Below are 20,433 nucleotides of genomic sequence, written 5' to 3' on the forward strand. Positions count from 1 at the left end.
CGTTTTTTATTTGAACAGCGAGGCAGACACAGTGCGGCTCTGCCCTTGTTTGAGTTCGACTTCGGTCACCCAGGCGCCGTAGCGCAGCTTGACCTTGCCGTCGTTCGACAGGGCGCGCACGGTGACGTTCTTCAGCAGTCCCTTGCGCCAGACGATGTCGACTTCAAAGCCGCCGCGCGCGCGCAAGCCCTTGACCGAGCCCGTGGCCCAGGCTTTCGGCAACCCGGGCAAGACCTGGATTTCACCTGCGTGCGATTGCACGAGCATTTCAGCCATCGCGGCGGTGGCGCCGAAATTGCCGTCGATCTGGAATGGCGGGTGCGCGTCCAGCAGGTTCGGGTAGGTACCGCCCGCATTGTTATGTTCCGAGAAGATGCCGCCCTGCTCGGCGGCGCGGGCGCCGGGCGCGGCCAGCACGCCGCGCAGCATGCGGTGGGCGCGTTCGCCGTCGTGCAGGCGGGCCCAGAACGCCATCTTCCACGCCATCGACCAGCCGGTGCCGGCGTCGCCGCGCGCTTCGAGCGTGCGTTTGGCCGCAGCGGCCAGCTCAGGCGTTTTGACAGGCCCGATCTGGCGCCCCGGGAACAGTGCGAACAGGTGCGACACGTGGCGGTGCGTGTCATGCGGCGTATCGAGCACCGGATCGTGTTTTTCGTCCAGCCACTCGAGCAGCTGGCCCCAGCTGCCGATGCGCGGGCCGGCCAGGCGGTCGCGCAGATTGGTCAACTCGGCGCGCAGTTCGGGATCGATGTCCAGGATGCCGGCCGCTTCGATCGTGTTGTTAAAGAGGTCCCAGACGATCTGCTGGTCGTAGGCGACGCCGTCTTCGACCGGGCCGTGCTCGGGCGACCAGCCTTGCGGCGCCACCAGGCGTCCGTCGGGCAGCACCTTCAGGTAGTCCTGCCAGAACGCGGCAGCCTCCTTCATCATTGGATAAGCCGTCTCGCGCAGGAAGCGTTCGTCGCGCGTGAAGGCGTAATGTTCCCAGAAGTGCTGGGCGTACCAGGCGTTGCCCGTCTTGTTCCACAGGTAGCCCATCGCGCCAAACGGGTTCGATTCGGTGCGCAGTGTCCAGCCGCGAATCGGCGCGCCATCCTTGCCCTTGAATTCCTGCGCCGTCTGCTGACGCCAGACCGGCGCCAGGCCATTCACGAAGCCGAAGAACGGTTCGGCCAGTTCGGAGAGGTTGGTCACCTCGGCCGGCCAGTAATTCATCTGGACGTTGATGTTGGTGTGGTAGTCCGCACTCCATGGCGGCGCATAGCTGTTGTTCCACAGGCCCTGCAGATTGGCCGGCAGCGAGCCGCGCGAACTGGCGGTGAGCAGGTAGCGGCCATACTGGAAATACTGCGCTTCGAGTTCGGGGTCGCCGCCTTCGCGCGTGTAGGCCAACAGGCGCGCGTCGGTCGGCAGCGCGCGGCGCTCGGCGAGTGTCGGGCCCAGATCGAGCTCGACGCGCTTGAGCAGGCCGCCCAGATCGCGCTCGTGCTCGACGCGCAGCTCGTCGACGGGGCGCGCGGCGGCCGTGCTCACCTGCTGCGTCACGCGTGCGAGCGGATGGCCGCCTTCAAAGCGGCGCGCCGGATCCATCACGAAGCTGGTGCCGGCGCCCAACACCAGCGTGACCGAATTTGCATTCGCAAAGCCGATCCGCTTGCCGTCGACGGCCAGCTTGCCGCCGTCGTTGAGCACCTGGACCTGGCTCGCATACGACATCACGTTCGTGCTCGGGGCCTGGTCGGGCAGCACGAAGCCGGCCAGCGTGCCCGCCGCGTACAGGCGGTTGCCGCTGACGGCCAGGTGGGCGCCGTGGCGGTCGGTCAATGCGACGCTGCCCGTGTAGCGGCCCGGCTTGTCGGCCGACAGGCGCAGCACGATCACCTGCGCCGGATAGCTGGCCCAGGCTTCGCGTTTGTAGTTCACGCCGTCGTGCGTGTAAGTGACCATGTGCACGCCACGCACCATGTCGAGCGTGCGGCGGTAGTTGGTCACACCGCTCGCATGGGCTGGCAGGTCGACCAGCACGTCGCCGAAAGGTTGAAAAGCGCCCATCGTCCTGTCGTCGCCGGTCCAGAGGGTGATGTCGTTGAACTGCAGGTGTTCGCGGCCCGGCTGGCCGAACACCATGGCGCCGATGCGGCCATTGCCGATCGGGAGGGCTTCCTTCTCCCAGCCGGTGTCGTTGTCCTGCGCGGGCGCGTGGTAGCGCAAGACGAGGTCGGGAGCGGCCAGCGCGGCGCCGGCAAAGGTCAGGCCGAAGCCAAGGCTGGTGGCGGCAAGCGCCACGCGCAGCGTGTGATTCAAGGTCATTGGGTAACAGGCTTTCCGTGCACGATGCCGCGTCCGGCAGTGCTCATGTAGACAACGCCGAAGCGGTTCATGTCACCGACGATGAAGTGGCCGTCGCCAGGGCCGCCGTACTGGTGCGCGTCATCGTTGATGCGCTGCCAGGTGGCGCCCGTGTCGAGCGAGCGGTAGATCCCGCGCACGCCCTTGACACTGCCCCAGATGAACACCGTCGGATACGTTTTGCCCGGTGCAGCCTTGCCGAAGCCGACCGCGCCGCAATAGTCGATATCGAATACCGGCTTGAAGCTGGCGCCGCCATCGATCGAGCGCGCAAGGCCCCCCTGCTTGAGCGGGGCCCACAAGTCGCCTTCCCGTTCGGGCGCCGCGCGGATCAGGCGCGAGCCGCCCGAAGGCAGACTGGCGCGCGCCGTGAACGTGGCGCCGCTGTCACTGCTGGCCACCAGGGCTTTGTCATCATACGCGTAGAACACGTTCGCCCGCACCGGATCGGCCACGGCGCGCATCCGGTTGCCCGTCAGGCCGGCGACCGGGGTCCAGGTGGCGCCCGTGTCGCCGGAGCGGAACGAGGTCGTCGAGTCCTGCGGCGTGTGCACGAGCGTTGCGCCATCGGCCGAGATGGCAATCTGGCCCCGCTTGCCCTGCATCGTCGGTGTCTTGTTCCAGGTGGCGCCACCGTCGCGCGTGACCAGCATCGCGTCGCCAACCCGCACCAGGGTGCCGGGCCGGCGCGCCGCCGCGTCCAGGCCCGTCGTGGTACCGATTTCGGGCTTGTGGATGCGGCCATGGCGCGCCGGATCGTCGTGCACGAAGCCGTCGTAGTCGCCGATGGCGGATACCAGCGGTGCGCCCGGCATGCTCACCAGGCCGAGCGGCACCGTCTCTTCCAGCCCCTTGACCGTGAACGTCCAGGTGGCCGGGACGGCGTCGATGTTCGCGGTGCGGAAGATGCCGTTGCCGGACGTGACCCAGACCGCGCGGGAGTCGCGGGGATCGAATTCGACCGGCCCGGCCCAGTGAATCGCATGCCCTTCGAGCCACGGCACGCCGGCGGCGTCGCGCCGGAAGCCACGCGCGATGACGTCGGTCCAGGTGGCGCCGGCGTCGTTCGACACCAGGATGCGGTCGCCTTTGGCGTCGCCTTGTGGAATAAACGTGTTGATGGTCGAGACGACAAGGCGGCGCGGGTTGACCGGGTCGACGCTGATGCCGGCGAACGGGCGCGTCCAGCCGGCCGGCGTGACGTCGGCCCAGGCACCCGTGGCGATCTTGTAGCGCCAGACCTGGCCCCGTTGCATCGGTTCGTTACCGCTCTTGTCCGGATGCGGACCGGCGCCGTCGGCGTACGCGATATACAGGTTGCCTGCGCCATCGAGCGCGGCACGCTGGGGCATCAGGCCGGCCGGTCCGCCTGTCACCGGCTGGAAGCTCGCGCCGGCATCGTCGCTGCGGTACAGGTTGGGGCCGACGCTGCCGAAGCGCGAGACGCCGACGAACACGCGGCGCGCGTGTCCATCTTTTACGCTGGCGGGATCGGGCAGCACGATGTTCAGGCCGACGTCGTTCGGCGTCGTCGTGACGGGCAGCGCGTCGTTTCTCTGCCAGGTCTTGCCGGCGTCGTTACTGGCAAACAGGCCGTTGCGGCGTGAGCCGAGGTACAGGCGTGTATTCGTCGATTGATTCGATCCCGGATCGACAGCGAGCCGCTCGCCGTTTTGCCGGCCGAAGCCATTGCCGTGGGTTTTGAACTGGGCGGTGACATCGACGACGTCGAAGGTCTTGCCATAGTCGGTCGAGCGCAGGATGGCGGTGCGGCCGCCGTTCAGGTAGGCGATACCGGCCAGCAGCCAGATATTGCCGGCGTTGTGCGGATCGACGGCGAGTGCATCGATGCCCAGGAAGCCCGTCTGGTCTTCGCCGACCCAGTCGAGCAGCGGATACCAGCAGCCCTCTTTTGCGCTCCAGCGGTAGGCGCCGCCAACATCGGTGCGCGCATAGGCGACGTCCGGCTCGCTGCGGCTTGGCACGACGGCCGTCACGAAGCCACCGCCACCGATGGCGACGCTGTCCCAAGCATAGGCGACGGTCGATGCAGTCGATGCAGTCGATACAGTCGCTGATACCTCAGCGCCGGATGATGACGCCGCGGTCGCTGTGTCCGTGACGGTGGCCGTGGCCGTGGCAGCGGCCCCGACGACGATGGCCGCGACCGCGCCCACGAACACGCCAAGCTGGCGCGCGTACGTGGAAGGCATGGTGTCTCCTGATTGTTCTTATGTGTCGCCTGTGGGTGGCGACTATTAGCTTGATGCAAACCATGCTAAACAATACAGACGACGCTGGCAAGCAGAATGTTCGCGCTAACAAATAATTTTCAGGATAGGAAGCAGGATCTCGCCCAACATCTCCACGCAGGCATGATTGCGTATAACATTGGCGACCTATACGAATTCAACACAGGAGATTGCATGAACATCAGCGGAGAAATGATCATTGGCGCACGCATCGTGCGCGGCGCAGCCGGCACCGTGCGTGCCTACAACCCGGGCACGAAGCAGGAGCTCGAACCCGCGTTCGGTCTTGCCTCGCCCGACGACCTGGCCCAGGCCTGCCTGCTGGCCGACGCCGCCGTCGAACCGTACCGCGCGCTGAGCCTGGAAGAGCGCGCCAATTTTCTTGAAACGATCGCGCAGCGCATTTTGGATCTGGGTCCGGCACTGATTGAGCGCGCCAGCCAGGAAAGCGGCTTGCCGACGGCGCGCCTCGAAGGCGAGCGTGGCCGCACCGTCGGCCAGTTGCGCCTGTTCGCCAAGGTCGTGCGCGACGGCTTGTTCCTTGAAGCGACGCTCGACTCGGCCCTGCCCGAGCGCACGCCGCCGCGCGCCGACCTGCGCATGCGCAAGATTCCCGTCGGCCCGGTCGCCGTATTCGGCGCCAGCAACTTCCCGCTCGCGTTTTCCGTCGCCGGTGGCGACACCGCTTCGGCGCTCGCCGCCGGCTGCCCGGTCGTCGTCAAGGCGCACAATGCGCACCTGGGCACGTCCGAGCTGGTCGGCAAGGCTGTGTTGCAGGCAGCGCTCGACTGCGGCATGCCCGAAGGCGTGTTCTCGCTGCTGATCGGCGAAGGCAACATGATCGGCGGCGACCTCGTGAGCCATCCGGCAATCCGTGCGGTCGGCTTTACCGGTTCGCGCGCAGGCGGGCTGGCCTTGGCGCAGATCGCCAGCCGCCGCAAGGAACCGATTCCCGTCTACGCCGAGATGAGCAGCATCAATCCGGTCTACCTGCTGCCGGGCGCGCTGGCCACCGGCGGCGCCGCGCTGGCAGGCGCGTTCGTCGACTCGCTGACGATGGGCGTCGGCCAGTTCTGCACCAACCCGGGCCTGGTGATCGGCGTGGCCGGGCCGCAGCTCGACGCGTTCCGCACTGCGGCAGCGGCAGCGCTGCAACTCAAGCCGGCGGGCACGATGCTCACCGCGGGCATCCATACTGCCTATACGGACGCGGTGGGTATGCGCGCCGGTATCGCGGGCGTGACGCTCGTCGCGCACGGCAGCAGCGAAGGCGCGGGCTGCGCGGCGAAGGCGGCGCTGTACGAGTGCGACGCCGCCACCTTCCTGGCCAATCCGGCGCTGGAAGAAGAAATCTTCGGCCCGGTCTCGCTGCTGATCGCGTGCCAGGATGAAGGAGAGCTGCTGGCAGTGACGCGCCACCTGGAAGGCCAGCTGACGGCCACCGTGCATGCAGTCGCGAGCGACCATGCACTGGCCGGCGCCCTGTTGCCGCTGCTGGAACGCAAGGTCGGCCGCATCCTGTTCAATGGCTTCCCGACCGGCGTCGAGGTGGCGCATGCGATGGTGCACGGCGGCCCGTTCCCGGCCACCACCGATCCACGCAGCACCTCGGTGGGCGCGACTGCCATCGAACGCTTCCTGCGCCCCGTTTGTTACCAGGACGTGCCGGCTGGCCTGCTGCCCGATGCGCTCAAGGACGGCAATCCGCTGCGGATCGCCCGCCTGGTCAATGGCGAGCTGAAGCTGCCTGCGTAAGCACCACGAACGCTGACCAGGGTTGCGGGACCAACACCGCGGCCATGGTCAGCGTCTGCGTCCGCTTCTACGTCTACAAATGCTGCCGTTCGATATCCTCGGCATCTCCGGACAACATATGCGCATCGTCCGGGGCGAACGCGAGTTCGACCCGGATCTCGCTGGCCAGGATGGCCTTGCCGGCCGGCGGACGATCGCCGTCGACACGCACCCAGGACAACGCGAGCTCGCTGAAATTGACGCGGTCTTGCCGCGCCAGCAAGTACGACACATCGAATTCGATCCGTGGCGTGCCGTGGTGCGCTGCGGCGGCGATCTGGAATGCGCCCAGTGTGCCGATGAGCGACGCCTCACGCTCCGCCTGCGACGCAACCACGGCCGGCAGGTCGAGATACAGCGCATAGAAAAAGCCGCCCTTCTTCGCGGCCGTGCCGACGGCCAGGTTGTCAAACACCAGCTTGATCGTGCCCGGCATCTGTCGAGAATTGGAAAGAGAATCGGACTTGGAATCCAGCTCACCAACATCACGGCACAGCGCAACGACCCGTGCAAGTTCGGCCGCATCGCTTTTCCCCAGCCGCAGCAGCACCGATACCGATTGCTCATCGAAAGGCACTTGCGCCACGCCACTCACTGACCGCCGTGTGCTCGACAGGCGGCGCCCTGCCACCGTCCTGAACGACTGGAACGGCGGCCGCTCCAGCAGCGCTGCACGGGCCGCAGAAACGGCAGGGACCGGTGGCAGCGTCGTCGGTACAGCGTTGGACGCATACGTCGTGCCCAGCCAGCCGGGGATTCTGGTCTTGTAGCGCTCGATGCTCAGACCGCTCGCATACACATGGTTGCCTGCCCAATAGACATCGCTGTTGGTCGACGAATACGGATTCGCTGACTTGGGCATGGTCTTGCCCGTTAGCAGCGACCATGCATGCGTCAAGCGGTCGACACTGGCGTGATGCAGGAAAAAGATGGGATCGAGCGGCGACTGCATCGTGCTCATGACGCCGCCGATCAGATCATGGATGGGATTGTGCACGTCTTCGATGCTCGGCTCGAACGCGTTGCTCTTGCCACGCTGAAAATTGCGCACCGCCGACGCGAATGGCGCCAGGCTCAGTGCGCTGCGAACGTTCGAACTCTGCCTGGGCACATACAGCGGATTGCCGGGCGCCGTATCGGTAAACTCCGCTGGCAAGGTCGCGTACGCATAATAGTCCCAATACGGCAGAGTCAGGTTCGGATTGCCGGACACGGTACGCAATTGCTGCTCGAAGTGATACAGATACCCGCGGTGCCATGAAATGAAATAGGGCACGCCGTGCGGACAGGTGTTGACATGCACATTGGACCAGTAAGACAGTGAGCCGGGGCTGGCCTGACTGGCGTTGGCGCGCATCGTCGCAATGGCATTGACGAAGGCCGGATATTGATTGGTGGTCTTGAACTGTTTCCATTCAAGCCGCGGCCCACTACTCGCCTGCGCGGCCGCCAGGCCGGGAAAACACTGTAAGACAGTGACCCCGATACCTGTTTTTAGAAACGTTCTCCTCGCGCCACTATGGGTTTTCATCGCATCCCCCGACTGAACAAAAAACGCTACATGTTCAGTCGAGTGTAGGAAAAGATCCGGCGGATGGCGCGCGCACGATTGTCCGATTTAACAGCGATCAAAAACGCGCCAAAGCGCGTGGCTCACATCGGACAATTGGTGCGCTGACAGCGATAAATCCAATGAAGCTTAACGCGTGTTGCCGCGCGTCGCGACATCCAGCCACACGGCCAGTGTCAGAATCAAGCCCTTGACGATCATTTGCCAGTACGCATCCACATCCAGCATCGACATGCCATTGTCCAGGCTTGCCATCACGAGGGCGCCGACCAGGGCGCCATGCACGGTGCCGGCGCCGCCGCGCATCGAGGTGCCGCCGATGAAACAGGCAGCGATCACGTCGAGCTCGGCCGACACCCCGGCCGACGGCGAACCGGCCGCCAGGCGCGCCGTGTTGATCAGGCCAGCCAGCGCGCACATCAGGCCCATCAGGCCGAAGATCCACAGCTTCACCTTGCGCACGTCAATGCCGGACAGGCGCGTCGCTTCCATATTGCTGCCCACCGCGTAGATGCGGCGGCCGAACACGGTCTGCCGTGCGATGTAGCTGAACACACCCAGCAGCACCAGCAGGATCAGCACCGGCAGCGGAATGCCTTCGTAGCTGTTGAAGGTCGAGATCAGGCCAGCCAGAACTGCGCCCGCAATCACCACGCGCAGCGCCGAGCGCCACATCGGAATGACCGGCAGCTTGTGGCGCGCCTGGCTCGCACGCTGGCGCCAGACCAGCACGCATGTCAGCACGAACAGGGCCACGCCCAGGATACTGCCCCACAGCGGCGGCAGGTACGCCTGGCCCAGCTGCTCCATGCCAGGCGACACGGGCGCCACGGTGGCGCCGCCGGTCAGCCCCAGCACGACCCCGCGGTACGCCAGCATCCCGCCCAGGCCGACAATAAAGGACGGTATGCCCGCATACGCCGTCAGGTACCCGTTCAGGAACCCGCACAACAGGCCCGCACCGAGCACGATGAGGACCGACAGCGGCAGCGGCAAGCCATGCGTGACATCGAGCACGGCGGCCATCCCGCCCAGCAGACCCAGCAGCGAGCCGATGGACAGGTCGATTTCGCCGGCGATGATGACGAACACCATGCCGCAGGCGAGGATACCGGTCACCGACATCTGGCGCATCAGGTTCGACAGGTTGCGCGCCGAGGTAAAGCCGCCGTCCGTCTTCCAGCTGAAGAAGGCCCAGATCAGCGCGATCGCCACCAGCAGCGCCAGAATCTTGTACTGCGTGAAAATCCGTTTGAACGTCATCGTGGTCATTGTGTGATTGTGGTTGTCATGCGTGATGTGGGATCGATGGCGCGGCGGCGGCCTGGCCCAGCGCGGCGGCCAGCACCGTTTCCTGGTTCAGGTCCTGGTTGACGAAGTCGCCGTTCAGGCGCCCTTCCTTCATCACCAGCACGCGGTCGGACACGCCCAGGACTTCGGCCAGTTCGGACGAGACCATGATGATCGCGATCCCCTGCGCCGCCAGTTCCAGCATCAGTTTGTAGATTTCGAACTTGGCGCCAACGTCCACGCCGCGCGTCGGTTCATCCAGGATCAGCACTTTCGGGCCAGTCAGCAGCATCTTGGCCAGCACCGCCTTTTGCTGGTTGCCGCCCGAAAGCGACGTGATGGCCAGGGCCGGCGTCGCGGTCTTGAGCGCCAGCCGGCTGATTTGCTCGCTCACGGCGCCCGCTTCTTCGTGGTCGTCGATGCGGCTCGCGTGCGAAAAGCGCGGCAGGACCGACAGCGTGATGTTCTCGCCCACCGACAGGTCGCGCACGATGCCGTGGTGCTTGCGGTCTTCGGGCACCAGCGCGAAGCCGGCACGGATGGCTTTCAGGGGTTCGGACGTATCGACCTTGCGGCCCTCGAGCCAGACTTCGCCTTCATGCTTGCCCGGGTACGCACCAAAGATGGCCGTCACGAGTTCCGTGCGCCCGGCCCCGACGATCCCGGCGATGCCGAGAATTTCGCCGCGCCGCACCTGGAACGACACGTCGTCGACCTTCTTGCGACCCGGCTGCTCCGGGTCGTAGCACGTGATGTGGCGCGCCTCCATGACCACCTCGCCCACCGGATGCGGCAGCGACGGATACATCTGGCTCATCTCGCGGCCGCACATCTGGTTGATGATGCGCTCGACGCTCATCGCTTCCATCGGCGTGGTGGCGATATGCTTGCCGTCGCGGATGACGACGACGGTGTCGCAGATGGCCGCGACTTCTTCGAGCTTGTGCGAGATGTAGACGCAGGCGACGCCCCGGCTTTTCAGGTCGCGGATGATGTCGAGCAGGACCGCGATCTCCGACGCCGTCAGCGATGCCGACGGCTCGTCGAGGATCAACAGGCGCGCGTTCTTGTTCAGGGCCTTGCCGATCTCGATCAGCTGCTGGTGCCCGCCGCCGTAGTGCTTCACCGGCAGCACCACGTTCACATCCGGCAGTTTCAGGCCGCGCAGGATCTCGGCAGCCTTCTGGTTCATGGCCGGATAATCCATGCGCCCGCCGGGCAGCGTGATCTCATTACCCAGAAAAATATTCTCGGCCACGCTCAGTTCGGGCACGAGCATCAGTTCCTGGTGGATGATGATGATGCCGGCGTCCTCAGTCTCGCGCACCGAGCGCGCCCGGAGTAGCTGGCCATCCAGCACGATCTCGCCCTCCCAGGTCCCGTGCGGATAGACGGCCGACAGCACCTTCATCAGCGTCGATTTGCCGGCGCCGTTCTCGCCGCACAGGCCGATGCACTCGCCCGGGCGGATCGCCAGGTCGATGCCATCGAGCGCGGGCACCCCGTTGAATCGCTTGGCGATTCCCTTCATTTCAAGCAGATAGCCGGCCATCGAAAGACTCGTTTCAAGACGTTGGACCACCGGCCGGCGAGGCTCGCCAGCCGGTGCGCCCGCAGGCGCGGACGCTGTAGCAGCGTGACGCCGGCTTATTTGCCGGCCAGCTGGCCCTGGGTGTAGAAGCCGTCCTTGACCAGCATGTCGACGTTGGCCTTGTTCAGCAGGATCGGCTTGAGCAGGATGGTGTTGACGGGCTTGAAGCCGTTATTCAGCTGCGCGTTGTAGGCCGGCTTTTCATTGCGCACCAGTTGCACGGCCAGCGTCGCGGCGCTGGTGGCGATATTGCGCAGCGGCTTGTAGACCGTCATCGACTGCGTGCCGGCGATCACGCGGCGCACGGCGGCCAGGTCGGCGTCCTGGCCCGAGACCGGGACCTTGCCGGCCAGCTTCTGCGAGGCCAGCGCCTGGATCGCGCCACCGGCGGTGGCGTCGTTCGAGGCCACGACGGCGTCGATCTTGTTGCCGTTGGCGGTCAGCGCATTCTCGATGATCGCCATCGCTTCGGACGGGCTCCAGTCCTTGACCCACTGGCGGCCGACGACCTTGATGTCGCCCTTGTCGATCAGCGGCTGCAGCACCTTCATCTGGCCTTCGCGCAGGATCTTGGCGTTGTTGTCAGTCGGCGCGCCGCCCAGCAGGTAGTAGCTGCCCTTCGGCTTGAGCGCGACGATCGACTGCGCCTGCAGTTCGCCGACGGCCTTGTTGTCGAACGAGATGTAGGCGTCGACATCGGCGTTGAGGATCAGGCGGTCGTACGACAGCACCTTGATCTTGGCTTTTTTCGCTTCGCGGATCGCGTTGTTCAGCACCGTCGCGTTGTATGGCACGATGACCAGGACGTCCACGCCGCGCGAGATCAAGTTCTCGATCTGGGCGATCTGGCGCTGCTCGCTGGCGTCGGCCGACTGCACGTAGACCTTGGCGCCGAGCTTTTCGGCCGCGCCGATGAAGTAGTCGCGGTCACGGGTCCAGCGCTCCAGGCGCACGTCGTCGATCGAAAAGCCGATCTTCGGATTCTTGGCGTCGGCCATGGCAGGGGCCGATGCGAACAGCATTGCGCAACCGATGCCGACTGCCGTGATGAGTTTTTTCATGCTTGTCTCCAGTTATTTTCGACGCGTGGACAGTACCGTCCAGGCGAAGTTCCGACATTCTGCTCAAGAATGGCTATGAATGCCACTTTTAGTCATCGTACAAACTGCCGTTTAGTGGTTATGCCGCGGCATCGCGCCGGCCACGGCCCGGTACGGCAAGGCCAGTTCCATGCAGGCGCCCGTGTGCAGCTGGCCCACCGTCGCGCGGTAGATCTCTTGCCACGGGGTCTGGCTTGGCGGGATCGCGGGCGGCGTATCGAGCTTGCGCGCCTCGAGTTCGGCGTCCGACAGCAGCACGTCGCAGCGGCCGTGCACCAGGTCCACGCGCACGATGTCGCCCGTGTGCAGCAGCGCCAGATTGCCGCCGGCCGCGCTTTCGGGTGACGCATTCAGGATCGACGGACTGTCCGAGGTGCCCGACTGGCGACCATCGCCCAGCGTCGGCAGGTTGTTGATGCCGCGCTTGATCAGCGCATCGGGCGGTTGCATGTTGACGACTTCGGCCGAACCGGGCCAGCCGATCGGGCCCGCGCCGCGGATAACCAGCATCGTCTGCTCGTCGATACCCAGTTCAGGGTCATTGATGCGCGCATGGTAATCGTCCGAGCCGTCGAACACGACGACCTTGCACTCGAAGCAGTTCTCCGCGCCCGGCGTGGCCAGGTAGCGTTCGCGAAAGCTCGGCGAAATCACGCTCGTCTTCATGATCGCGAAATCGAACAGGTTGCCCTTCAGGACCAGGAAGCCTGCGTTTTCCTTGAGCGGATCGGCGAATGGGCGGATCATCTCGCGGTCCATCGTCTGGTGCATGTCGATGTTCTGGGCCAGCGTTTTGCCGGTCACCGTCAAACGGTCCGAGCGCAACAGGCCCGCCTGATCGAGTTCCCACATCACGGCCGGCACGCCGCCGGCGCGGTGGAAGCGCTCGCCCAGGTATTTGCCGGCAGGCTGCATGTTCAGCAGCAGCGGCACTTCGTAACCGTAGGTCATCCAGTCCTCGGTCGTGATCTCCACGCCCGCATGGCGCGCCATGGCCATGATGTGCGGCTGCGCATTGCTCGAGCCGCCGATGGCCGCGTTGACGACGATCGCATCGAGGAACGCGTCGCGCGTCAGGATGTTTGACGGGCGCACGTCTTCCATCGCCAGGCCGACGATGCGCCGGCCCGTCTCGTACGCCATCTGGCCGCGCTCGCGGTACGGCGCGGGAATCGCGGCGCAACCGGTCAGCGACATGCCCAGCGCTTCGGCCACGGCGTTCATCGTGGAGGCCGTGCCCATCGTGTTGCAATGGCCGGCCGACGGCGCCGAGGCGGTGGCGATATTCATGAATTTCTGTTCGTCGATCGAGCCGGCGGCCAGTTGACGGCGCGCCTTCCAGATCGCCGCGCCCGAGCCCACCAGTTCACCGTCGAACCAGCCGTCGAGCATCGGCCCGCCCGACAGCACGATGGCCGGCATGTCGACGGTCGACACGGCCATCAGCTGGGCCGGCGTGGTCTTGTCGCAGCCGGTCGTCAGCACCACCGCATCGATCGGGTAACCATGCAGGATCTCGACCAGGCCGAGGTAGGCCAGGTTGCGGTCCAGCGCCGCGGTCGGGCGGCGGCAGTTTTCAAAGATCGGGTGCAGCGGGAATTCCATCGGGATGCCGCCGGCATCACGGATGCCGTCGCGCACGCGCTTGACGAGTTCCAGGTGGATCCGGTTGCACGGCGTGATGTCGCTGCCGCTCTGGGCGATGCCGATGATCGGTTTGCCCGAGCGCAGTTCGTCGGGCGTGATCCCGTAGTTCATGAAGCGCTCGAGGTACAGTGCCGTCATGTCGATCCGCTCCGGATTGTCAAACCAGTCCTGCGAGCGGAAACGGAAGGTGGATTGCTTGGTCATGCGGTGATTCTCCAGTGCGCGTTACAGGTGCAACGCATGTTGCGGCAGGCCCGGCGCATCGGCGCGGAACGTGAACAGGCCACCGGCCAGCGGCTGCGCCAGCAGATCGGCCTCGCTCAAACCCTTGCGCGCGGTGGTGGCATACACGGTGCGCAGATCGTCGCCGCCAAAGGCCGGCTTGGTGATGTTCGCGCACGGGAAGCGCACCTCACCGACCTTGCGTCCTTGCGGATCGTAGCGGTCGATGCGCCAGCCGCCGAAGACGGCTACCCAAAGGTGCCCTTCGGCGTCGACTGCCATGCCGTCCGGATGGCCGCTGCCTTCTTGCGTGACGAACAGGCGTTTGCCCCTGATCGCGCCGTCCGGGCCCAGGTCGAACGCGTAGATGGTGCGTGCCAACGTGTCGGTGTGGTACAGCGTGCTCGCGTCCGGGCTGATGGCCGGGCCATTGGTGATGATATAGCCGGCGTCCATTGCGCGCGCCGGCTGGCCGGCGCCGTCGAAGCGGTACAGCGTGCCGGTGGCCTCGCTCTCGCCATTGTCCATCGAGCCAAACCACAGACGCCCGGCTGCATCGACGTGGCCATCGTTGAAGCGGTTGCCCGGCAGGTCGGCTTCGACGCGGGCCAGCGCGATGAACGCGCCGTCGTTCTCGGCAAAGCGGTACAGGCCATCTTCGAGCCCGCACACCATGCCACCATCGTCGCTCGGCGCGAGAAAGCCGATCTGCGACGGCGCATCCCAGCTCTGGCGCGCGCCGCCGTCTTCATCGCAGCAGTGGATGCGGCGGCCCTTGATGTCGACGAACCAGATCTTGCGCCGGACCGCGTCCCACAAGGCGCCCTCGCCCAGCGTGGCCTTGACGTCCCACAGGCAGTGCACGGCGCCGCTCATGCGCCGTACCAGCCAGCGTCGACGAAGTATTCGCGGCCGCTGCAGCGGCGCGCGTTGTTCGAGGCCAGGAACAGCGACAGCGCCGCCACGTCCTGCATCTCGACGCGCTGCGGCAGGCACTGGCCGGCCAGAATGCGCGCTTCTTCTTCCGGCGTGTGCCACAGCGCCTGCTGGCGCGGCGTGCGTACGGCGCCCGGGATGACAGTATTGACGCGGATGTTCTCGGCGCCGAGGTCGCGCGCCAGGCCGCGGCTCATCGCCTCGATCGCCGCCTTGGCCATCATGTACAGCGACAGCTGGTTCGACGCGAGGTACCACGAGATCGAGCCGAAATTGAGGATCACGCCACTGCCCTGGCGGCGCATCATCGCGACCGCCGCCTGGCTGCAGAAATAGGTGTGGCGCAGATTGACCGCCATCCGGCTTTCCCAGTAGTCGGGCGTGACGTCGTCGATGCCGTGGCGGTCGTCGTTGGCGGCGTTATTGAGCAGGATGTCGATGCCACCAGCATCGGCTTCGATGGCGGCAAAGGTCGCGGCCAGCGCATCGAGGTCGGTCAGGTCGCACGGCAAAAAGCGTGGCTTGTGCGCGGAACCGGCCAGCGCGTCGGCCAGCGCCGTCGATGCTTCCCTGGCGATGTCGAGGAACCAGACCTGCGCGCCCTGGCCGGCAAATGCCGTCACCAGTTCGCTGCCGATGCCGGTACCGCCACCGGTGATGACGACGCGCTTGTCGCGCAGGTCGGGATAGGTCGCGTAGACCAGCGCGGCGGGGGTGGAATCTGGTGTTGAATCGTGCATCGTGAACTCGTGGTTATCTTGAAGCGGATCGGGAAGCGAAACGTGCAGCGCGCCGTCAGGAGGGGTCATGCTGGACGGCCTGCCAGCAGGTCGCGCCGGGCCAGGTTCTGGTACAGCGCGCGCACGCCGAAAGTCCATGGCGTAATGGTGTCGCTGCGGCCGACCGTGTTGACCAGGGCGCCCAGCGCCGGGGTCGAGATGGTGACCTTGTCGCCCGGGTGGTGCGTAAAGCCGCCACCGGCCGCGCCGCGGTCCTTGATCGGCGAGAACATCGTCCCCAGAAACAGCATGAAGCCATCCGGATACTGGTGATGCGCGCCGCAGGTCTGGGCCACCAGATCGAGCGGGTCGCGGCTGATCTCGCGCATGCGGCTCGAGCCGGCCAGCGTGAAGCCGTCGTCCGCGCCCTCGATCAGCATGCCCACTTCGCAGCCGCGCAGCGTGTCGAGCGTGAAGTCGCCGTCGAAGAGGCGCACGAACGGGCCGATGGCGCACGAGCCGTTGTTGTCCTTGGCCTTGCCCAGCAGGAGCGCGCTGCGCCCTTCAATGTCGCGCAGGTTGACGTCGTTGCCCAGTGCGGCGCCAACGATTTCGGCGCGGCTGTTCACGGCCAGCACGATCTCGGGTTCCGGGTTGTTCCAGTGCGACGACGGGTGCAGGCCGACCACCGCGCCATGGCCCAGCGACGACATCGGCTGCGATTTGGTGAAGACTTCGGCGTCCGGGCCGATGCCCACTTCCATGTACTGCGACCACAGGCCGCGCGCGCTCAGCTCCGTTTTCAGGCGCATCGCGGCGCTGGAACCCGGCACCATCTCGGCCAGGTTGGTGCCGATGGTGGCCTGCAGCTCCGTGCGCAAGGCAGAGGCGCGGGCAGGATCGCCCTTGGCCTGTTCTTCGATGACGCGCTCGAGCAGGCTGACGGCAAACGTCACGCCGGCGGCCTTGATGGCCTGCAGGTCGCATGGCGCGAGCAGCCCGACGCCGCCCTCGCCCAGGCCACCGTCCAGCGCGGCCTGCAGCAGGCTGGCAGCGTCGCCCAGGTCCTCGCCCGCCGCGCTCCTGACGATCGCCAGCATGTCGGCGGCATCGCGCTCGAACAGGTCGGCGACGGTGGCCGCGTGGTGGGTGATGTCGATCAGGCGGCCGGCGCGCACGGCGACGACTGCCGGGCCGTCGATCGGCGCCGGGCGCCAGACGCGGCCAACCAGCAGGGCCGACGCGATGTCATCGGGTAGCGAAGATGCGGTCATGTTCTCTCTCGTTCGTGGTGATGGGTCTTGGCGGGCGCGCAGACGGATGCAAAGCAGCGTGGCGCGGGCAACCGGGACAGACCGGTACTCAGGAGGTGTGACGGGAAGGCGCGCGGCGCAGCGTGGCTGCAGCCACGCCGGCGGGCAGCCGGGTGTGCGGGTCTGGCATGGTGGTCTCCTGATGCTTTTTGATTATTTTAATGTGCGTCACAACAATCCTTTAACAGAATTGTTAGCGCAACCATTGCAGTCTAAACTTCTGCTCGGACGGTTGTCAACGAATTATTGGAAAGCTTGCAGGCGGGAGAGACGGGTACAGAAATCGTTGCTGCGTGCTGGCCCCGGCCCACGGCGGGGCCAGGACGGCATCTTGATCAGAGGGTCCGCGCAGCAGCAGGCAGGCGTGCTGGCGGGCGCACGCGTGGCGCGGCGTCGGACTGGCGCCGCACCAGAACGAAGTCCATCCGCGTCTGCTCCGGCTCGGCCGGTTCTTCTTCGCGCATTGCGCGCACACGCCGCACCAGCGCCTGCACCGCTTCACGCGCCATCTCGGCAATCGGCTGGCGCACCGTCGTCAGTTCGGGCCAGATGGTCGTGGCCAGCGCGGTATCGTCGAAACCGGTCACGGTGAGGTCGCCCGGCACGTCCAGCGCCAGGCGGTGCGCGACAGCGACCGTGGCGGCAGCCATGTCGTCGTTGCTGGCGAAGATCGCTGTCGGTCGCTCGGCGAGCGCGAGCAACTGCTCGGCCGCGTCCAGGCCCGAGCGGTAGGTGAACATCCCCTGCACCACCAGTTCATCGGCCGCGTCGGCGTTCATTTCCGCGATCGCGGCGCGGTAGCCGTCGAGACGGCGCGCGCTAGCGCTCTGGTTCGGGTGGCCGACGATGAAGCCGATGCGCTGGTGGCCGAGGGCGATCAGGTGGCGCGTCATGTAGTGGGCGGCATCGTAGTCGTCGATGCTGACGGCGCCCAGGCCCGGTGCGGGCGAACCGCAGGCAACGACGACGGCGGGAATGCCGGCGCGTTCCACGCAACCCAGCACGGCTTCGCTGTCGCACAGGGGTGGCGGCAGGATCACGCCATCCAGCCCGTTGTCGATCAGGCGCTGCGTGTGTTCGGTTTCGTGGTTGCCCGCTTCGCACTTCTCGACGAACAATTGCACGTTGTTCAGGCCCGACTGGTTCAGCAGGCCGACGAGAAATTCGCTCAGGTACGCGGCACTCGGGTTGCTGTACAAGAAACCGACGCGAATCGGCTTGGAACCGGCCAGATTGCGCGCTTCCTGGTTCGGCGTATAGTTCAGTGCAGCGACCGCATCGGCAACCTTGCGCCGAGTGCTCTCACGCACCAGGGTTTTCCCGTTCATGACGCGCGAGACCGTCATGGCGGACACGCCGGCCAGTTTGGCGACGTCCACCATCGTTGGCTTACCGTGTTCCATCGCTTCACGGATGCTGTCGAGCGTCACTTTACTCATGTCAGGATTGTTTTCAAGGCCAGGGAAATGGGCTTGATGTTAGCACAGCAACGCTTGGGATTGCGCTAACATCCTCTCGCGTCGACCGGCGCTGCAACGTCGCGGCACATGACGGCAGCGCGCCGACTGGCTATAATCCCGGTCTTCGCATCGAAGGATTCCCCATGTCATTGCTAGCCCACGAGCTTGAACTGCTCTCGCCCGCCAAAACCGCCGAGATCGGGCGCGAGGCGATCCTGCACGGCGCCGATGCCGTCTATATCGGCGGCCCGGCATTCGGGGCGCGGCATAATGCCAGCAACCCGCTCGAGGACATTGCCGGGCTGGTGCAGTTCGCGCACGCCTACCGGGCGCGCATCTTCGTGACCATGAACACGATCATGCACGACAGTGAACTCGAGCTGGCACGCAAGCAGATCTGGCAGCTGTACGAGGCCGGCGTCGATGCGCTGATCATCCAGGACATGGGCTTGCTTGAACTCGACCTCCCGCCGATCCAGCTGCATGCCAGTACCCAGTGCGATATCCGTGGGCCAGAGAAAGCGAAATTCCTCGCCGACGTCGGTTTTTCGCAGCTGGTGCTGGCGCGCGAATTGACGGTCGAGCAGATCCGCAAAATCCATCAGGTAACCGACACACCGCTCGAATACTTCGTGCACGGTGCGTTGTGCGTGGCGTACTCGGGCCAGTGCTATATCTCGCACGCCGACAACGGCCGCTCGGCGAACCGGGGCGACTGCTCGCAGAATTGCCGCCTGCCCTACACGCTCAGTGATGGTCAGGGCCGCGTGGTTGCGTTCGACAAGCACCTGTTGTCGATGAAAGACAACGATCAGAGCCGCAACCTGGGCGCGCTGGTCGATGCGGGCATCCGCTCGTTCAAGATCGAAGGCCGCTACAAGGACATGGGTTACGTGAAAAACATCACGGCCCACTACCGGTTGCTGCTCGACGAACTGCTGGACCAGCGGCCGGAATTCGTGCGCGCCTCGAGCGGCCGCACGCGCGTCATGTTCACGCCGGATGTCGACAAGAACTTCCACCGCGGCCATACCGAGTACTTTGCGCAGGGCCGCCTGACCGACATCGGCGCGTTCGATTCGCCGAAATACGTGGGCGTGGAGCTGGGCATCGTGGCGCGCCTGAATGGCGACAGCTTCGACGTCGTGACGGGCGCGCCGATGGCCAACGGCGACGGCCTGAACTATATGTACAAACGCGACACCGTCGGCATCCAGGCCAACAAGGCGGACAAGCTGGGCGACGAGGCCGATGGCCAGCGCTGGCGCGTGTATCCGAATGAGCCGATGCAGACGCTGGCGGGCTTGAAGGTCGGCACTGTCATCCATCGCAACCGCGACCACGGTTGGGAAGCGACGCTCAACAAGAAATCGTCCGAGCGCAAGGTTGCGCTGGAACTGGTGCTCAGCGAACAGCCGGATGGACTGCGCCTGGACATCATCGACGAGGACGGCATCGCATCGCATGCAGCGGCGGCGATTGCCCTGCAGCCGGCGACGCAGGCCGCGCAGGCAGATGCCTCGCTGCGTTCGAGCCTGGCCAAGCTGGGCAACACCATGTTCGAAGCCGGTCACGTCGAGCTCAAGCTGAGCCAGCCGTGGTTCGTGCCGAGCGCGGCGATCAATGCGCTGCGCCGCGACGCCATCGCGGCGCACGAAGCGGCGCGCCTGGCGGCCTGGCAGCGGCCCGAGCGCAAGTCGGCGACCACGCCGCCGCCGGTGTATCCGGACGTGCAGCTGAGCTACCTGGCCAATGTCTACAACGACAAGGCACGCGCGTTCTACCAGAAGCATGGCGTGCAGCTGATCGATGCCGCGTACGAGTCGCACGAAGAAGCCGGCGAAGTCTCCTTGATGATCACCAAGCACTGCCTCCGCTTCTCGTTCAACCTGTGCCCGAAGCAGGCCAAGGGCGTGCAAGGCGTGCAGGGCCAGGTGAAGGCCGAGCCGATGACGCTGGTCAGCGGCGAAGACCGCTACACGCTGCGCTTTGACTGCAAACCGTGCGAGATGCACGTGGTGGGCGCGATGCGCTCGAACATCCTGAAGCAGCCGCCACCATCGGCCGTGTCGTACACGCCATTGACGTTCCATCGCCAGCGGCCGCGGGCCTGACCGGCTGCTGCCGGCTTATTGTTGTCAACCAAACGGCGCCTGCGGGCGCCGTTGTTCATTTCCGGAGGATCGTGCA

Annotated in this window: 13 protein-coding genes; 2 read left to right on the top strand and 11 right to left on the bottom strand. The window is 65.6% G+C overall.

Going from position 1 to position 20,433, the window contains the following annotated elements; all coding sequences use genetic code 11:
- Nucleotides 1-6 precede the first annotated feature (6 nt).
- Both IFU00_10340 and IFU00_10345 read right to left on the bottom strand, forming a co-directional pair.
- On the bottom strand, nucleotides 7-2,310 hold the full coding sequence (locus IFU00_10340; GenBank protein ID MBD8542682.1) for a glycoside hydrolase family 95 protein: 2,304 nt from the start codon (nucleotides 2,308-2,310) through the stop codon (nucleotides 7-9).
- Nucleotides 2,307-4,562, bottom strand: coding sequence for an exo-alpha-sialidase (locus IFU00_10345; GenBank protein MBD8542683.1), 2,256 nt, complete (start codon nucleotides 4,560-4,562; stop codon nucleotides 2,307-2,309). Before IFU00_10345 ends, IFU00_10340 begins: the two co-directional genes overlap by 4 nt.
- Before the next feature lie 213 nt (nucleotides 4,563-4,775).
- Between IFU00_10345 and IFU00_10350 the strand changes: the two genes are divergently transcribed.
- Complete coding sequence (locus tag IFU00_10350; GenBank protein ID MBD8542684.1) at nucleotides 4,776-6,356, top strand: aldehyde dehydrogenase (NADP(+)); 1,581 nt, start codon at nucleotides 4,776-4,778, stop codon at nucleotides 6,354-6,356.
- A gap of 73 nt (nucleotides 6,357-6,429) precedes the next feature.
- Here IFU00_10350 and IFU00_10355 read toward each other — a convergent pair whose 3' ends face one another.
- The 9 genes from IFU00_10355 to IFU00_10395 form a co-directional block, all read right to left on the bottom strand.
- Nucleotides 6,430-7,926 carry a tyrosinase family protein gene (locus tag IFU00_10355; GenBank protein ID MBD8542685.1) on the bottom strand — a complete coding sequence of 499 codons (1,497 nt, stop codon included), beginning with the start codon at nucleotides 7,924-7,926 and terminating at the stop codon, nucleotides 6,430-6,432.
- Between the two features lie 168 nt (nucleotides 7,927-8,094).
- The gene (locus tag IFU00_10360; protein ID MBD8542686.1) at nucleotides 8,095-9,237 is read right to left on the bottom strand and encodes a sugar ABC transporter permease; all 1,143 of its coding nucleotides are present in this window, start codon (nucleotides 9,235-9,237) and stop codon (nucleotides 8,095-8,097) included.
- 16 nt (nucleotides 9,238-9,253) lie between these two features.
- Nucleotides 9,254-10,807, bottom strand: coding sequence for a D-xylose ABC transporter ATP-binding protein (gene xylG / locus IFU00_10365; GenBank protein MBD8542687.1), 1,554 nt, complete (start codon nucleotides 10,805-10,807; stop codon nucleotides 9,254-9,256).
- 95 nt (nucleotides 10,808-10,902) lie between these two features.
- Complete coding sequence (xylF, locus tag IFU00_10370; protein ID MBD8542688.1) at nucleotides 10,903-11,907, bottom strand: D-xylose ABC transporter substrate-binding protein; 1,005 nt, start codon at nucleotides 11,905-11,907, stop codon at nucleotides 10,903-10,905.
- Between the two features lie 111 nt (nucleotides 11,908-12,018).
- Nucleotides 12,019-13,797, bottom strand: a complete 1,779-nt coding sequence (locus tag IFU00_10375; GenBank protein MBD8542689.1) for a dihydroxy-acid dehydratase family protein — start codon at nucleotides 13,795-13,797, stop codon at nucleotides 12,019-12,021.
- 21 nt (nucleotides 13,798-13,818) lie between these two features.
- Nucleotides 13,819-14,691 carry an SMP-30/gluconolactonase/LRE family protein gene (locus IFU00_10380; GenBank protein ID MBD8542690.1) on the bottom strand — a complete coding sequence of 291 codons (873 nt, stop codon included), beginning with the start codon at nucleotides 14,689-14,691 and terminating at the stop codon, nucleotides 13,819-13,821.
- Nucleotides 14,688-15,455 (bottom strand): SDR family oxidoreductase, encoded by a 768-nt coding sequence (locus IFU00_10385; protein MBD8542691.1) that lies wholly within the window; start codon nucleotides 15,453-15,455, stop codon nucleotides 14,688-14,690. The genes IFU00_10380 and IFU00_10385 overlap by 4 nt, the downstream gene beginning before the upstream one ends.
- 101 nt (nucleotides 15,456-15,556) lie before the next feature.
- Nucleotides 15,557-16,744, bottom strand: a complete 1,188-nt coding sequence (locus tag IFU00_10390; GenBank protein ID MBD8542692.1) for a fumarylacetoacetate hydrolase family protein — start codon at nucleotides 16,742-16,744, stop codon at nucleotides 15,557-15,559.
- A gap of 374 nt (nucleotides 16,745-17,118) precedes the next feature.
- Nucleotides 17,119-18,222 (bottom strand): LacI family DNA-binding transcriptional regulator, encoded by a 1,104-nt coding sequence (locus IFU00_10395; GenBank protein MBD8542693.1) that lies wholly within the window; start codon nucleotides 18,220-18,222, stop codon nucleotides 17,119-17,121.
- 164 nt (nucleotides 18,223-18,386) lie between these two features.
- On the opposite strand from IFU00_10395, the gene IFU00_10400 reads away from it, so the two are divergent.
- Nucleotides 18,387-20,357 (top strand): U32 family peptidase, encoded by a 1,971-nt coding sequence (locus tag IFU00_10400; GenBank protein ID MBD8542694.1) that lies wholly within the window; start codon nucleotides 18,387-18,389, stop codon nucleotides 20,355-20,357.
- Nucleotides 20,358-20,433: the final 76 nt, after the last annotated feature.

This window comes from Oxalobacteraceae sp. CFBP 8761 (assembly GCA_014841595.1).
Classification (GTDB): domain Bacteria; phylum Pseudomonadota; class Gammaproteobacteria; order Burkholderiales; family Burkholderiaceae_D; genus Telluria.

Bases quoted from the DNA above. Each gene is read 5' to 3' on its own strand.
- IFU00_10340 (MBD8542682.1), bottom strand. From the start codon at position 2,310: ATGACCTTGAATCACACGCTGCGCGTGGCGCTTGCCGCCACCAGCCTT.
- xylF (MBD8542688.1), bottom strand. From the start codon at position 11,907: ATGAAAAAACTCATCACGGCAGTCGGCATCGGTTGCGCAATGCTGTTC.
- IFU00_10345 (MBD8542683.1), bottom strand. From the start codon at position 4,562: ATGCCTTCCACGTACGCGCGCCAGCTTGGCGTGTTCGTGGGCGCGGTC.
- IFU00_10350 (MBD8542684.1), top strand. From the start codon at position 4,776: ATGAACATCAGCGGAGAAATGATCATTGGCGCACGCATCGTGCGCGGC.
- IFU00_10355 (MBD8542685.1), bottom strand. From the start codon at position 7,926: ATGAAAACCCATAGTGGCGCGAGGAGAACGTTTCTAAAAACAGGTATC.
- xylG (MBD8542687.1), bottom strand. From the start codon at position 10,807: ATGGCCGGCTATCTGCTTGAAATGAAGGGAATCGCCAAGCGATTCAAC.
- IFU00_10395 (MBD8542693.1), bottom strand. From the start codon at position 18,222: ATGAGTAAAGTGACGCTCGACAGCATCCGTGAAGCGATGGAACACGGT.
- IFU00_10400 (MBD8542694.1), top strand. From the start codon at position 18,387: ATGTCATTGCTAGCCCACGAGCTTGAACTGCTCTCGCCCGCCAAAACC.
- IFU00_10375 (MBD8542689.1), bottom strand. From the start codon at position 13,797: ATGACCAAGCAATCCACCTTCCGTTTCCGCTCGCAGGACTGGTTTGAC.
- IFU00_10360 (MBD8542686.1), bottom strand. From the start codon at position 9,237: ATGACCACGATGACGTTCAAACGGATTTTCACGCAGTACAAGATTCTG.
- IFU00_10390 (MBD8542692.1), bottom strand. From the start codon at position 16,744: ATGACCGCATCTTCGCTACCCGATGACATCGCGTCGGCCCTGCTGGTT.
- IFU00_10380 (MBD8542690.1), bottom strand. From the start codon at position 14,691: ATGAGCGGCGCCGTGCACTGCCTGTGGGACGTCAAGGCCACGCTGGGC.